Raw genomic sequence first — 14,744 nt, 5'->3', positions numbered from 1 at the left:
GAGTGCGGACTTCAGAGGTGAGGGACGTCAGAGGTGCTGCCGGGCGAACGCCAACGATCGTTCGAGTGCGGCGGACCGCTCGGTGGCGGTCCGCGCGTTCTGGGTGTTGATCTCGAGCACGGCCTGACCGTCGAAGCCTCGCGCGACCAGCGCCTGGCAGACCTCCGCGACCGGCTGCGTGCCGTCGCCGGGCACGAGGTGTTCGTCGACGGAGGCGCCGCGGCCGTCCGCGAGATGCAGATGCTTGAGTCCGGCGCCCATGCGCTCGGACAGCGCCACGGCATCGAGTCCGGACGTCGCGGTGTGCGAGAAGTCCAGCGTGTAGTGCTGGTGGCCCACGTCGGTCGGGTCGTAGGACGGCGCGAACGCGGTGAACCCGATGCCCGGCTTCCCGCCGCGCTTCTCGAGCCGCTTCACCGAGCCGGTGCCCGCACCGAAGAGCCGGTCCGCACGCATCGGGAACATGTTCTCGACGGCGACGACCATGCCCTCGTTGTCGGACTCGAGCTCGGCGACCTGGTCGGGAAAACCGTCGGCGTAGATGCGTTGCCAGCGAAACGGCGGGTGCACCACCACGGTGGACGCGCCGAGCGCCTCGGCAGCGTGGACCGAGCGCACCAGCTTCGAGATCGGATCCGAACCCCACACCCGCTGGGTGATCAGCAGGCACGGTGCGTGCAGTGCCAGAACCGGAACGCCGTACGCGCGGCTGAGCTGCTTGATCGCACCGACGTCCTGGCTGATCGGCTCGGCCCACACCATGAGCTCGATCCCGTCGAAGCCGAGCTCCGCGGCGAAGCGGAACGCGGACTCGGTGTTCTGCGGATAGACCGAGGCCGTGGACAACCCCACCGGAACGTGCCGGCGACCGGGCGTCGTCACGTGGTGCTGAGCATGAAGGCCAGCGGGCCCAGAGTGACGAATCCGCCCACGACCACCGCCAGCAGGATCGACACGATGTCGTCGGTGCGGCGCAGCACACGCACCACGGCCACGAGTCCGACGATGACGAAGAACGCGAGGACCAAAGCGACCCAGGGGAGCATCTCCCACAGTCGCTCGAACCCCTTGAACAGGAGCGCGCCGAGCACGATAGCCACTATGCCCTGGCCGATCAGCGACAACCACTGCTTGACCGGGCTGCGGGACTTCGACGGCGCCACCGGTGCGTCCTCGACGGGTTCCGCATCGGTGGGGGTCGCGAGATCGGCGTCGTCGGCCGTGTCCGTGGCGATCGTGTCCGGGGTCTCGGAATCCTCGGTCACTGCCGGGACGATCGTGGTCACCGCGTCGTTCTCGGCCGTGACCTCGTCGGCGTCGACCTCCGGCTCGGCCGGCGTCGATCGCTGCGGCTCAGGAGTGCCGGATCGATCGGAAGCGGGACGCTCCTGCGCCGGCCGCTCGGGTGCGAGCGCACGCTCCTCGGTGGAGGCGCGCAGGCGGTCGACCGCCACGGACGGAGCGCCGGAGAACAGCGCGGGTTCGGGCCGAGCGGATCGGGCGGCGCCGAACGCGGGGGTCGGGCGGGCCTGCTGCTCACGGCGGCGGTCGTCGATCCGGGGCGTGGTCCGTGTGGGCTCGGGTGCCGGGGCGGGCCGCTCGGGCTCGGCGTCGCGGGTCGACTCCCCGGCCTCGGCCTGCCGCGGCTGGTCCTGCGGCGACTCGGTCTCGGGCGACACGTCGGTCTCGTCGTCGGGCGCCTCGGCCGGGGTCTCGTCGCGGACGATCGGGATCTCGCCGGTCAGCTCGGCGACGGAGATACCGCCGGCCATGCCGCGTCGACGTCGACCGCCACCGGATTGCGTGTCCACCTTGGCGCCGTTGCGCGCGAGCAGTTCCGCCACCGACACCTGTCCGGTGTCGGCCGCGCCACTTCCGTTGTTGTCGTCACTCATGTCTCTCGAGTCTCCACCACATCGCCGAACGTCTCCGTGTCCAGCTTGCGCAGGATCAATCCCTCACGCAGCGCCCACGGACAGATCTCCAACGAATCGATCGACAGCGCGCGCATGCTCGCCTCGGCGACCAGTGCTCCGGCCACCATCTGTCGTGATCGATCCGCGCTCACGCCTTCCAATTCTGCACGGTCCGCCGAGGTCATCCTCGAGATGAACGAAATGACCTGACGCAGACCGTCGGCCGTCAGGGTCCTGACGACACGGGGGCCGGCAGCCGACGGAGCGGCACCGGTCAATCGAGCCAACGAGCGGAAGGTCTTCGACGTTCCCACCGCCCGGTCGGGCAGCCCCGGCTCGAGCAGCTTCTTCGCCGGTTCGACGAGTTCCGCGTCGAGCCAGTCACGCAGCACGGCGACCCGCCGCTTGCCGGGAGGATCCTCGGCCAGCCAGTCGCGCGTCAGTCGGCCGGCCCCGAGGGGAAGCGACATCGCCACGTCCGGGTTCTCGTCGATCCCGGTGCTGAGCTCGAGGGATCCGCCGCCGATGTCGAGGTCGAGAATGCGCCCGGCGCTCCAGCCGTACCACCGACGCACGGCCAGGAACGTCAGTCGCGACTCGTCCTCGCCGGAGAGAACCTGCAGGCTCACGCCGGTCTCGTCACGCACTCGGTTCAGCACGGCGGTCGAGTTGCGGGCGTCGCGGACGGCCGACGTGGCGAAGGCCATGAGCTCGCCGCAGCCTGACGATGTGGCGATCGACGAGAAGTCGGCGACCGTCCGCACCAGTCGGTCGGAGCCGGACTGAGTGATGTCACCGGCGTCGTCGGTGTTCTCCGCCAGGCGCAGGGCAGCCTTGGTGGAGCTCATCGGTGTCGGGTGACCGCCGCGGTGAGCGTCGACCACGAGCAGATGAACCGTGTTGCTTCCGACGTCGAGCACCCCTAACCGCACAGGGAACACCGTACTGGGTCTAGCGTCGTGGCTTGTGACACGTGCTGAGAAGGCGGGTAGGCCGGAGGCCGGCCGGGCCGCAAAGCAGACGACGAGCGTGGGCGACGAGGCCGGACGGCGGTCGGGCGAGGCCACCGGACGGCCCGCGGACGTGCTGGAACCCGCGGCGACCCACAAACTCGATCCCGCACCCGAGGTCGCGCCGGACTTCCCGCGCGAGTGGGTCGAGTTCGTCGATCCGACCAACCCCGAGCACGTCGTCCGTGCGGATCTGACGTGGTTGCTGTCGAGTTGGACGTGCGTCTTCGGAACCCCCGCGTGCCAGGGAACGGTGCCGGATCGGCCCGACGACGGGTGCTGCTCGCACGGAGCGTTCCTGTCGGACGACGACGACCACGCCAAGCTCGTCGCCTCCGTCGAGATGCTCACGCCGGACGACTGGCAGTTCTTCGACAAGGGACACGGCAAGAAGGGGTTCGTCGAGGTCGACGATCTCGAGGGCGAGCAGGCGCTGCGCACCCGCAAGTACAAGGGTGCGTGCATCTTCCTCAACCGACCGGGCTTCGAGGGCGGCATCGGGTGCGCACTGCACCGGATGGCGCTGCGCACCGGCGTCGAACCCCTCGAGGTGAAGCCCGACGTCTGCTGGCAGCTGCCCATCCGCCGCACCCAGGACTGGGTGACGCGCCCCGACGGTGTCGAGATCCTGCAGACCGTCGTCGGCGAGTACGACCGACGCGGCTGGGGTGAGGGCGGCGCCGACCTCAGTTGGTACTGCACCGCCTCCCCCGACGCACACGTCGGCTCGAAGGCGGTCTGGCAGTCGTACGCGCCAGAGCTGACGGAGCTGCTCGGCAAGGACGTCTACACCGAACTCGCCGCGCTGTGTCGGCGTCGGCAGGGCTTGGGGTTGATCGCCGTGCACCCCGCGACCCGCGAGGCTCAGCGCACGTAGTCCCATCAATGCCCCGCGAGTACGTCGAAAGTGCCGTGATCTCGGCGCTCGCCGCAGCACTTTCGACGTACTCGCCGGGGCTTGGTCACGCTTCATCCACAGGCACCCCGTCATCCCCACGGCACTGGCGAGTTGCTCGATCGACGCAGTGCCTGTCGGTGCAGCTCGTGACGGTCTGCGCCATGGACCCCACACTCGTCGACGCAATGAGAGCCAACGGCGGCTTCCTGCACACGACCGATCTCCTCCGACGCATGTCCCCGAGCCGCGTGCGGTGGCTGGTGCACACTCGTCAGCTGACCCGCGTACGGCACGGGCTGTACGCGGTCGGAACGCTCCCTGTCTCGGCGCGACTCGACGCTCTGAGCATCGAGCTCGGAACGCGGGTCGCCGCATCCATGGACACGGCGGCGGCGATGCACGGTTTCGATCTCGACCAGACGCAGCAATTACAGGTGGTGGAGCCGGACGATCGGCGCATCGAGAGCAGACCAGGGGTAGTGGTGCATCAGCGGCGGGGTGCGCCGCTCATGGAGATCGGCACCCGACTCGTCGTGGAGCCCGCCTGGACTGCTGTCGAGGTCGCACGGCAACGTTCTCCCGGTCGCGCGCTCGCCGTTCTCGATGCCGCGGCCCGGGTGGGCTGCGAACCCGGATCGCTGGAACGAGCAGTCGATGCGCAACAGGGGCGGCGGGGCATCGTCGAGGTCCGCCGTCTGGCACCGCTCGTCGACCGAAGATCCGGCTCACCGATGGAGTCGGAGACTCGCCTGGTGCTGCACGACGGCCACCTTCCGGCACCCGAGTTGCAGTGGCCCGTTATGCACGGACTCGGCATCTTCTATCTCGACCTCGCTTGGCCAGCACGACGATTCGCGGTGGAATACGACGGCGACGAATTCCACGGAACGCCCGATAGCGTCCGACGCGACAAGGCCCGTCTTGCGCTGCTCGCTGATGAAGGCTGGCGCGTTCTGCAGATCACGTCGGACGATGTGCGGCGCGAACCCGATGTCCTGGTCGGTCGTGTCCGCCGGCTACTCGCCGCCTGATACCCCCGCGAGTACGCCGAAAGTGCCGTGATTCAGTCTCCGCCAGCGACGTTTGGGACGTCCTCGCCGAAACCGAACGGCTTCACTCCTCGAGCTTGTACCCCAGTCCACGCACCGTGACGAGGTGCACGGGCTTCGCGGGGTCCGTCTCGATCTTCGAGCGCAACCGCTTCACGTGGACGTCCAGCGTCTTCGTGTCGCCCACGTAGTCGGCGCCCCACACGCGGTCGATCAACTGTCCGCGGGTGAGCACTCGACCGGAGTTGCGGAGCAGGTACTCCAGCAGGTCGAACTCCTTGAGCGGCAACGTGATCTGCTGCCCGCCGACCATGACGACGTGGCGCTCCACGTCCATGCGTACCGGTCCGGCCTCGAGGATGCTGTTGTCGTCGATCTCCTCGGTGTCGGATCCACGGCGCAGGACCGCACGGATGCGCGCGATGAGTTCACGGGACGAGTACGGCTTGGTGACGTAGTCGTCGGCACCCAGTTCGAGTCCGACCACCTTGTCGATCTCGCTGTCGCGCGCGGTGACCATGATGACCGGCACACCGGAGCGGCTGCGCAGGTGCTTGCACACGTCGGTGCCGCTCATGCCCGGCAGCATGAGGTCGAGCAGGACGATGTCCGCTCCCACGCGATCGAACTCGGCGAGGGCGGAGGGGCCGTCGCCGACGACGGTCGCGTCGAACCCTTCCTTGCGGAGCAGGAACGCCAGCGGGTCGGCCAACGATTCTTCGTCTTCGACGATGAGCACGCTCGTCATGGGGTGTCCTTCTCGGTCATGACGGCTCGCCGTCGTCTTCGATGTGAGCAGGAATGAGGAGCGTGAAGGTCGAGCCCGTCCCGGGCTTGCTCCACAGCTCGATGCGGCCGTTGTGGTTGGCGGCGACGTGCTTGGCGATGGCCAGTCCCAGACCGGTACCGCCGGTGGCCCGCGACCGCGCCTTGTCGACGCGGAAGAAGCGCTCGAACACGCGCTCCTGGTCCTCCTTGGCGATGCCGATGCCGCGGTCGGTGACCGAGAAGGCCACCATGCTCTGTGGGCCCGTCGCATCGTCGTCACGCAGGGACCGCGTCACCGACACGGGAGACCCCTTCGGGGAGTACGCGATGGCGTTCTCGACGAGGTTGGACAGTGCGGTGACCAGCAGGGTCTGATCGCCGAGCACCTCGAGTCCGCTCGGTCGGTCAGTCGTGACGACGATGCCCGTGGCCTCGGCCTTGAGGGCCGAACGCGAGAGCGCGCTCTTGACCACGGTGTCGACGTCGACGACGTCGAGATCGGGGAGCTTCTCGGCACCCTGCAGCCGGGACAGCGAGATGAGTTCGCTGACCATGTTGCCCAGGCGCGTGGACTCGTCGAGCATCCGCTCACCGAATCGCTGGACCGACTCCGGATCGTCGCGCGACTGCAGCAGCGCCTCGGCCAGCAGGCTGATGGCGCCGACGGGGGTCTTGAGTTCGTGGCTGACGTTCGCGACGAAGTCCCGCCGCGTGGCCTCCATGCGGACCTGCTCGGAGTCGTCGTCGGCGAACAGGACGACGAACCGGCGATCCTCCTGGGAGAGCAGCTGCGCGTGCCCCTTCACGGCGATGCCGGCGCGCCCGCGGGCGTCGAGAACCGTGAGGTCGACCTCGACGTGGTCACCGGTCTCGAGGACCCTGGTGGCGGCCTTCCAGGCCCGATCGTCGAGCGACCGACCGCGGACGAGACCGAGCTCCTCGGCGCGCGGATTGAACAGCACGACGTCGTGGAACTGGTCGACGACGGCGATACCGCTGTGCGCGGCCAGCACGATGAGGTCGAGGACCTGGGACATCGTCAGCCCGTTGTCGCGGGTCTGACGCAGGACGTGGCGGGAGTTCAGATACGGGATCAGCACTCCACCGACGAGGTACCCACCGAACGCCGCGACGGCGGCGATCAGTACGACGGTCGGAGTGGTCACGGGCCGATCGTACGGTCACACGACCGTGCACCGACGCACGGTGGGCCGGGTTTTCCGGCCGTCACCGCACGTCCGGCGCACGTTCGCACCGCGTTCATCGAGTCGTTACTTCTTGCCCTGGTTCGCCACTGCCGCGGCTCCGGCCGCAGCGGCCTCCGGGTCGAGGTAGGTGCCGCCCGGCACGGTGGGAACGAGCTTGTCGCCCGACTCCGTGAGGTCGTACTGCAGCGGGATGCCGGTGGGGATGTTGAGCCCCGCGATGTCCGCGTCGGAGATGCCGTCGAGGTACTTGACGAGGGCGCGCAGCGAGTTGCCGTGGGCGGCGATCATGACCGTCTTCCCTGCCCGCAGCTCGGGGACGATGACGTCCTCGTAGTACGGAACGAAGCGTTCGACGACATCCTTCAGGCACTCGGTCAGCGGCACGCTGTCGAGATCGGCGTAGCGCGGATCGGCGTCCTGGCTGTACTCGGAGCCGACCTCGATGGGGGGCGGCGGGGTGTCGTAGCTACGACGCCACAGCATGAACTGCTCGTCGCCGTACTTCTCCTTGGTCGCCGCCTTGTCGAGACCTTGCAGTGCACCGTAGTGCCGCTCGTTCAGACGCCAGTCGCGGACGACCGGGATCCAGTGCCGATCGGCAGCGTCGAGCGCGAGGTTCGCAGTGCTGATGGCGCGACGCAGAAGCGAGGTGTACAGCACGTCGGGAAGCACACCGGCCTCCTTGATCAGCTCGCCGGCACGCTTCCCCTCCGCCTCACCCTTGGCGGTCAGGCGCACGTCCTGCCATCCGGTGAACTGGTTGGACGCGTTCCACTCGCTCTCGCCGTGGCGGAGAAGGATCAGGGTTCCGATGCTCATGCCGCCCAGTTTCTCACGATGCCGTCGGCGGGACGACCGGTCGGGCGCGCCGCAGGTCGCGCGGGGTGCGCAGCGGGAACTGCGCTTCCGCCGAGCCGAACCGGCGTGACCGCTAGCCTCTGCAGATGAGAACCCGCTGGACAGTGGCGCTCGCGGCGTGCGCGTGGCTCGCGTGCGCGCCGACCGCCACGGCCGATCCGCTGCCCGTCGACTACAACTTCTTCAGCGGCTTCCCGGCGGAGATCGCGAACCCGGGCGGATCGCTGCCCGGAACCAACGACTTCTCGTGCGCGCCGACGGCGGAGCACCCGAATCCGGTCATCCTGGTGCACGGCACGGGGACCGGGCAGCAGACTGGGTGGGGCGTGTACGCGCCGCTGCTGAAGAACGAGGGGTACTGCGTCTTCGCTCCGACGTACGGTGCGCTGCCGGGTGCGTGGCCGATCAGCGCGATCGGTGGCCTCGGGCCGGTTCCCGAGAAGGGAGCGCAGTTCGCGGCGTTCGTCGACGAGGTGCTGTCCGCGACGGGCGCCGAGAAGGTCGACATCGTCGGACACTCGCAGGGCACGGTGCTGCCCAACTACTACGCGCAGGTGCTCGGCGGAGCGGACGACATCGACAGGTACGTCTCGCTGGCCCCGCTGTGGAAGGGGTCGGGCCCGTCGCAGCTCGCGTGGCCCGACGCGTCGTACCGCTACGCGCCGGGCATCACGTACACGAACATCATGACCCGGTACGACGAGGTGGTGGTCCCGTACACGGACGGCTACGTCGAGGCTCCGAACGCGACCAACATCGTCGTACAGGACACGTGCAACGTCGACTTCTCCGAGCATGCCGGCATCGTCGGGTCGCCGAGGGCCGCGGCGTTCGTGCTGAACGCTCTCGACCCCGCGCACCCGAGACCCGTGCCCTGCGAGTTCGTCCCGCCCTTCACCGGCTAGCGCGCACCGTCCCACACCGTGCGGGTGTCGGGCCGCGGGTCGTTCACCACGGCCGACTCCGTCCCGAACATCTTCACCGTGCGCTCGGACCCGTACTGCGCCCAGCCGGGATCGCCGTCGCGCACGAAGTCGACCCAGGCACGGTGCATCTCGTCGGCGACCGCCTGCGGCGGGTTCGGCCCCGTGATGCGAGCGGTCTCGGGCTTGCCCAGCACGTCGAAGACGAACGGGATCTCGAGCGCGTGGCACGCGCCGAGGTTCCCGTCGAACAGCGGCGAGCGCCAGGTGAACTCGTAGACGTGGGCCGGGTGCGCCTCGGCGACGCGCACGGCGGGGATGCGGAAGAACCAGTCGGTCATGACCGCGATCATGAGTTCACCGGGCGAGGCGTCCGGATAGCGATCGCGGTACGTGTCGAGCACCGACGGGTCCAGTCGATACCCGGCGAGCACCGTCCGCAGGTAGTCCTCGGTGATGTGCGGAACGATGCCGGCGGGCACAAGGAAGAACGCGTGCTCCTCACTGGTGGTGCCGAGCAGGAGTTCGACGTCGGCGCCCGCACCGTCGGCGATGCGCGAATACGGCAGCGCAGGAACGACATCACCGTCGATGCACGGCTCGAACGCCATCATGTTCAGTGCCACCTCACCCCACGCGCCGCTCGATGCCTCCGCGGCGATGCGATCGGACAGGGTGCGCTGGGCGTCGACGAGGGCGTCGACGGGTACCGAGCCGAGCCCCTCCACCGTCGCCGGAACGCCGAGGGCCGACGCCAGCGCGGCCGAGACGGTGCCCGCGGTCTCCGCCGAGATGACGTGATGGCCGGCGCCGCTCTGCAGGACCGCGCGGTGGAACAGCCCCTCCGCCCGGGGCATCGACAGCAGCGTGCCGACGCTCATGGCACCCGCGGACTCTCCCGCGACGGTCACCCGCGCCGGATCGCCGCCGTACGACGCGATGTGGTCCCGGACCCATTCGAGCGCCGCGACCTGGTCCAGCAGACCACGATTGGCGGGAGCGCCCTCGATCTGCGCGAAGCCGTCCACGCCGAGCCGGTAGTTGATCACCACGGCGACGACGCCGTCCCGCGCGAAGGCGGTGCCGTCGTAGGCGGGTACTGCGTTGCTGCCGTTCACGAAGGCGCCGCCGTGGATCCACACGAACACGGGCGCGGAGCCGGCGACGTCCGGCGAGTACACGGCGACGTTCAGGCACTCCTCGCCGGGCACCACGGGCTCGCTGAGGATCTCGCTGGTGGGCGGCCGGTACCCGACCTTCGGGACGGTGGCGCCGTGCTCGAGGGCGTCGCGGGTGTCGGACCAGCGCGGCGGCGCGGTGGGCGCCTGGAACCGGTGCGGGCCGAACGGCGCCTCGGCGTAGGGAACGCCGAGGAACGAGGCGATGCCGTTGTCGGTGCGACCGCGCACCTGGCCCTGGGGTGTATCGACGGTGATCGTGTCCATGGCTCATGAGTACCACCCCGAGTGCCCCCACACCCCTCACATGACGCGAACACCCTCTCCAGCACGCTGGAGAGGGTGTTCGGGTGGTACAGGGAGTGTCAGCCGGCGGCAGGCTCGGCCGCGCGCAGATCCTTGCGCAGGATCTTGCCGGACGCCGACTTCGGCACCGTGTCGATGAACTGCACGCGGCGAACCTTCTTGTGCGGCGACACCTTCTCGGACACGAACGTCATGACGTCGTCCTCGGTGAGCTCGGCGCCCTGCTGCAGCACGACGAACGCCTTCGGTACCTCTTCGCCCTCGTCGTCGAGCACGCCGATGACGGCCGCGTCGGCGATCTGCGGGTGCGTGAGCAGCAGCGACTCGAGCTCGGCGGGCGGCACCTGGTAGCCCTTGTACTTGATCAGCTCCTTGAGCCGGTCCACGATGCTGACGCACCCACGACCGTCGACGACGGCGATGTCGCCGGTGTGCAGGTACCCGTCCGCGTCGAGCGTCTCGGCCGTCGCAGCGTCGTTGTTCAGGTATCCGGCCATGACGTTCGGGCCCTTGATCCACAGCTCACCGGGCTCGCTGACCTTGTCCGAGCCGGGCTCCGGGTAGGCCACCTCCTCGCCGGTGGCCGGATCGACGAGCTTGTTCTCCGAGTTGGCGACGGCGGTGCCGCAGCTGCTCAGCGGCATGTCGTCACCGTCGAACGGGATGGCGTGCGAGACGGGGCTCAGCTCGCTCATGCCGTAACCCTGACGCACCTTGGTCTTCAGTCGCTTCGCGACGGCGTTGCCCAGGTTCTCGTCGAGGGCGGCGGCACCGGAGAACACCATTCGCACGCTGGAGATGTCGTACTGGTCCACCATCGGGTGCTTGGCCAGTGCGACGGCGACGGGCGGCGCGATGAAGAGGTAGGTGATCTTCTTCTCGGTGGTGAGGCTCAGGAACTGTTCGAGATCGAAGCGCGGCATCGTGACCAGCGACGCGCGCACCTTGAGGCCGAGGTTGAGCAGCACGGTCATGCCGTAGATGTGGAAGAACGGCAGCACGGCGAGCAGGACGTCGTCCCGGTTCGCGCCCATGCGCGGCTCGATCTGCGACACGTTGGCCACCAGGTTGCGGTGCGTGAGCATGACGCCCTTCGGCCGTCCCGTGGTGCCCGAGGAGTAGGGCAGCACCGCGAGGTGGGTCGACGGGTCGAAGCTGACGTCGGGCGCCTGTGCACCCTCGGTGAGGAGGTCACGCAGCGACTCGTGGCCCTCCGCGCCGTCGAGCACGACGATGCGATCGGCCGACAGACCGACCTGCTCCGCAGCGGCCTTCGCCTGCGGGAGCAGCGGCGAGACCGTGAAGATCATGGTCGCGGACGAGTCCGTGAGCTGCTTCGCGATGTCCTCGGCGTTGTACAGAGCGTTGATCGTCGTGGCGATCGCACCGGCGCGCAGGATGCCGTGGAACACCGACGCGAACGCCGGCACGTTGGGCGAGTGCACCGCGACCACGTCGCCGACCTTCACTCCGCGCGAGGCGAGTGCGCCTGCGACACCGTTGATCTGACCGACGAGAGTGCGGTAGTCGGTGACGGCGCCGCTGGGGCCGTCGATCAGGGCGGGGCGCGCGAGGTCGTCCTCGGTGAGGTCACCGAAGAGGAACTCGTAGACGCTCTGCTCGGGAATCTCGACGTCGGGGTACGGGCTGCGGAAACTCATGGAACTCCTCATCGGCACAGCAGGGACGACAGAAAGGCAACCTTAATGTGTCGGGCGGTCACATAAACATCCTTCGGACATTCCGGGTGACAGCCATCACATGAAGGAGCCTACCTGCACGGTGTCCGAATCAGTCCCGGTCGTCGTCGTCCGCTCGGTCCGCCGGCTGCACCCAGGACGTGGGCCCGTCGTCCGGCCTGCCGTTCACCAGATGCTCGAACGCCTTCAGGTTGTTCAGCGACTCGCCGCGCGAGACGCGCCACGCCCACTCGCGGCGGATGGACTCGGCGAAGCCCAGTTCGAGCAGCACGTTGAAATCGCCGTCGGCCGCCTCGAGCACCTGCCCGAGGATGCGGTCGATCTCGTCTCCCGTGACCGCGTGCGTCGACATCTTGCCGACGAGGTAGATGTCGCCGATCTTGTCGATCGTGTAGTGCACTCCGTACAGACGGCGGTTGCGCCGCAACAGGTATCGGTACACGCCCTCGAAGTTCTCGTCGGGCTTGCGGCACACGAAGGCCTCGACGCGCACGCCGTGGTTGCCGACCGTCAGCATCGTCGAGGTCTTGAGCTTCTTCTCACCGGGAAGGTCCACGACGAACTGCGTGTCGGTGGCCCGGGAGTAGTCCAACTCCCGGTCGGCCAACACCGAGTCGATCAGTTCCGTCACCTGGTCGGTCGTCGTCACAGCGCTCTCACCGGTCCTGTCCGTCGTAGTCGCCACAGACCACGGGGTCTGCGAGGCGAGAACTCACCCGTCGGTCTCTCGACACCCGCGGTACGGCCGAATCTCCACGCCGCGCGGGCGTAGGTGTCCAGCAACGCGTCCGAGGTGTGTTCCCACGAGAAGTTCTCCGCATGTCGTGAGGCATTCGACGCCATCACGGTGCGCAGACGGTCGTCGGCGAGCAACGACTGCACCGCGGTGGCCCAGTCGGCCGGATCGTGGCCCTGCACCAGCACGCCGGTCTCCCCGTCCCGCACGGCCACACCGAGGCCCCCGACATCCGCGGCGACCACCGGGACACCGCACGCCTGGGCCTCGATGGCCACGAGACCGAAGGACTCCGAATAACTGGGCACCGCAACGAGATCCGACGCGCGGTAGACGTCCGCCAGCCTGTCCGGGGGTTGCGGCGGGAGGAACGTCACCCGATCCTCGATGCCCAGCCGGCGACTCAGCTCGATGAGGGAGTCGGGCCGTTCCAGACCGGTGCCCGACGGGCCACCGACCACCAGCACGCGCACGCGCGACGACGGGTCCCGCCGGTGGATCTCGGCGACGGCCGCGACGAGGACGTCCGGCGCCTTGAGAGGTTGGATCCGTCCCACGAACGTCACGAGAGGGTCGTCGGCGTCCAGCCCCAGGGAGCGTCGAGCGGCGGCGCGATCGCCCGGCCGGAACATGCTCAGGTCCGCTCCCGGCGCGACGACGTCGATCTTGTCCTCGGCCGCGTCGTACAGATCGACGAGGGCGCGGGCCTCGTCGAGAGTGTTGGCCGTGAGCCGATCGGCTTCCTCGACGACCTGCTTCTCACCGATGCGGCGGGCCGCCGGTTCCGGCTTGTCCCCCGCCGCCACCGACAGGTTCTTCACCGCGGCGAGCGTGTGCGCGGTGTGCACCAGGGGGACCTTCCACCGGTCGCGGGCGAGCCAGCCGACCTGCCCCGACAACCAGTAGTGCGAGTGGATCATGTCGTAGTGGCCCGGCTCGTGCCGTGCCTCCTCGCGCAGGACGCCCGCGGCGAAGGCGCAGAGCTGGGTGGGCAGGTCGTGCTTGTCGAGACCCTCGAACGGGCCGGCCGCGATGCTGCGCACCAGTACGCCGGGCGCGGCCTCGACCACGGGTTCGTCACGGGAGGACGTGGCCCGGGTGAAGATCTCCACCTCGACTCCGCGCGCCGCCATCTGCACGGCGGTCTGCAGGACGTACACGTTCATGCCGCCCGCGTCCCCCGTGCCGGGCTGCGCCAGCGGAGACGTGTGCAGCGACAACACGGCTACCCGATGCGGGCTGTGACGGCGGACCACCGTTCCAGTGTGCCCTGTCCGATTGCGTCGCAGGTGCGCGCCCACCCGGTCAGGTCCGGCGGCCCAGCGCGTCGACGAAGCCCGTGACCTCCCCCAGGAACCGCGACGGATCGGCGACGAACGGGCCGTGATCGACGCCCTCCCACCACGAGGTCGACGCACCGGGCACGACGGAGGCGGTGTGCCGACCCGCGCCGACGTCCACCACCGTGTCCGCCGTGCCGTGCATCACCAGGGTGGGGACGTCCAGCGCCGCCAGCGTCTCGTCGTGTCCCACATCGCGCCGGAACACCGCGGACCGCACGCGTGGACGCGTCGCCAGGCTGGCGCCGAACAGTGCCTGAGCTGCGGCGCCGTGTCCTTCGCCGGGTCCGGTGAGGGCGTTGCCGAAACTCGCGAGCGCCCTGATGGCCACGCGCGAGTCCTCGCTCATCGCGCCGGGGATCGCCGCACGCATCGCCGTGCCGACGGCGCCGCCGGGTCGGTCCGGACCGATCGCGGTGATCGCCGCGACGAAGACGACACCCGCCACCGCACCGGTGCCGTACACCGACAGGTAGTCGCACAGCACCAGACCGCCGTAGGACCAGCCCAGCAGGACCGCACCCGAGCGGATGCCCTCCTGCTCGAGAACGGCGTGCACGTCCCCGGCCCACAGCGCCGACCGGTCGTAACCGACGTCGGGGGCACCGGACATGCCGTGCCCGCGCAGGTCCACCGCGATGACGCGGTACCGCTCGGACAGGTCGGCGAGGAGGTCGTCGCCCCAGCAGGCTCCGGTCTGGGCCCAGCCGTGCAGCAGCACCAACGGTCGAGCCGAGACGTCTCCCGTGACGCGGTAGACCAGGGATGTTCCGTCGCGCCCGAGCGCCTCTCGTATTGCCATGCCACCAACATATTGGGCGCACGTTGTGGGATGTCAGAAGGGCTCGTGCAGC

14 protein-coding genes are annotated in these 14,744 nt (G+C 69.0%); 3 read left to right on the top strand and 11 right to left on the bottom strand.

Annotated features, from left to right (window positions below; all coding sequences use genetic code 11):
* Window positions 1–27: 27 nt before the first annotated feature.
* The 3 genes from HQ312_RS05965 to HQ312_RS05955 are packed head-to-tail and all read right to left on the bottom strand — an operon-like array spanning window position 28 to window position 2,848.
* Entirely contained in the window at window positions 28–882 is an 855-nt protein-coding gene (locus HQ312_RS05965; protein WP_308123814.1) for a sugar phosphate isomerase/epimerase, read from the bottom strand.
* Window positions 879–1,895, bottom strand: a complete 1,017-nt coding sequence (locus HQ312_RS05960) for a Yip1 family protein (protein WP_222638072.1) — start codon at window positions 1,893–1,895, stop codon at window positions 879–881. The genes HQ312_RS05965 and HQ312_RS05960 overlap by 4 nt, the downstream gene beginning before the upstream one ends.
* On the bottom strand, window positions 1,892–2,848 hold the full coding sequence (locus HQ312_RS05955) for a Ppx/GppA phosphatase family protein (RefSeq protein ID WP_027504497.1): 957 nt from the start codon (window positions 2,846–2,848) through the stop codon (window positions 1,892–1,894). Before HQ312_RS05955 ends, HQ312_RS05960 begins: the two co-directional genes overlap by 4 nt.
* A 154-nt stretch (window positions 2,849–3,002) precedes the next feature.
* Here HQ312_RS05955 and HQ312_RS05950 point away from each other — a divergent pair, with 154 nt between their 5' ends.
* Both HQ312_RS05950 and HQ312_RS05945 read left to right on the top strand, forming a co-directional pair.
* Window positions 3,003–3,803 carry a hypothetical protein gene (locus tag HQ312_RS05950; RefSeq protein ID WP_027504496.1) on the top strand — a complete coding sequence of 267 codons (801 nt, stop codon included), beginning with the start codon at window positions 3,003–3,005 and terminating at the stop codon, window positions 3,801–3,803.
* A gap of 182 nt (window positions 3,804–3,985) precedes the next feature.
* On the top strand, window positions 3,986–4,855 hold the full coding sequence (locus tag HQ312_RS05945; RefSeq protein WP_222638071.1) for a DUF559 domain-containing protein: 870 nt from the start codon (window positions 3,986–3,988) through the stop codon (window positions 4,853–4,855).
* A gap of 82 nt (window positions 4,856–4,937) precedes the next feature.
* On the opposite strand, the gene HQ312_RS05940 is transcribed toward HQ312_RS05945, so the two are convergent.
* From HQ312_RS05940 to HQ312_RS05930, 3 genes are all read right to left on the bottom strand, one after another.
* A complete protein-coding gene (locus HQ312_RS05940; RefSeq protein WP_027504494.1) occupies window positions 4,938–5,621 on the bottom strand; it encodes a response regulator transcription factor in 684 nt (227 codons plus the stop codon).
* Window positions 5,622–5,637: 16 nt separating this feature from the next.
* Window positions 5,638–6,807 carry a cell wall metabolism sensor histidine kinase WalK gene (locus tag HQ312_RS05935; RefSeq protein WP_027504493.1) on the bottom strand — a complete coding sequence of 390 codons (1,170 nt, stop codon included), beginning with the start codon at window positions 6,805–6,807 and terminating at the stop codon, window positions 5,638–5,640.
* A 105-nt stretch (window positions 6,808–6,912) separates the two neighbouring features.
* Window positions 6,913–7,668, bottom strand: coding sequence for a phosphoglyceromutase (locus tag HQ312_RS05930; RefSeq protein WP_027504492.1), 756 nt, complete (start codon window positions 7,666–7,668; stop codon window positions 6,913–6,915).
* Window positions 7,669–7,793: 125 nt separating this feature from the next.
* On the opposite strand from HQ312_RS05930, the gene HQ312_RS05925 reads away from it, so the two are divergent.
* A complete protein-coding gene (locus HQ312_RS05925; protein ID WP_222638070.1) occupies window positions 7,794–8,612 on the top strand; it encodes a triacylglycerol lipase in 819 nt (272 codons plus the stop codon).
* Here HQ312_RS05925 and HQ312_RS05920 read toward each other — a convergent pair.
* From HQ312_RS05920 to HQ312_RS05900, 5 genes are all read right to left on the bottom strand, one after another.
* Window positions 8,609–10,075 (bottom strand): carboxylesterase/lipase family protein, encoded by a 1,467-nt coding sequence (locus tag HQ312_RS05920; protein WP_222638069.1) that lies wholly within the window; start codon window positions 10,073–10,075, stop codon window positions 8,609–8,611. The two genes, HQ312_RS05925 and HQ312_RS05920, sit on opposite strands and share 4 nt — an antisense overlap.
* A gap of 98 nt (window positions 10,076–10,173) precedes the next feature.
* Window positions 10,174–11,775: an AMP-binding protein gene (locus tag HQ312_RS05915; protein WP_027506349.1), complete on the bottom strand. Its 1,602-nt coding sequence runs from the start codon at window positions 11,773–11,775 to the stop codon at window positions 10,174–10,176.
* 130 nt (window positions 11,776–11,905) lie between these two features.
* Window positions 11,906–12,463 carry a YbjN domain-containing protein gene (locus tag HQ312_RS05910; protein WP_222638068.1) on the bottom strand — a complete coding sequence of 186 codons (558 nt, stop codon included), beginning with the start codon at window positions 12,461–12,463 and terminating at the stop codon, window positions 11,906–11,908.
* On the bottom strand, window positions 12,460–13,839 hold the full coding sequence (gene mshA / locus HQ312_RS05905) for a D-inositol-3-phosphate glycosyltransferase (protein WP_222650065.1): 1,380 nt from the start codon (window positions 13,837–13,839) through the stop codon (window positions 12,460–12,462). Before mshA ends, HQ312_RS05910 begins: the two co-directional genes overlap by 4 nt.
* Window positions 13,840–13,855: 16 nt before the next feature.
* Window positions 13,856–14,692, bottom strand: a complete 837-nt coding sequence (locus HQ312_RS05900) for an alpha/beta fold hydrolase (RefSeq protein WP_222638067.1) — start codon at window positions 14,690–14,692, stop codon at window positions 13,856–13,858.
* Window positions 14,693–14,744 lie beyond the last annotated feature (52 nt).

The organism is Rhodococcus sp. BP-316 (genome assembly GCF_019836105.1).
In the GTDB taxonomy this organism is placed as follows: Bacteria; Actinomycetota; Actinomycetes; order Mycobacteriales; family Mycobacteriaceae; genus Rhodococcoides.
This window is presented reverse-complemented; position numbering and strand designations above follow the sequence as displayed.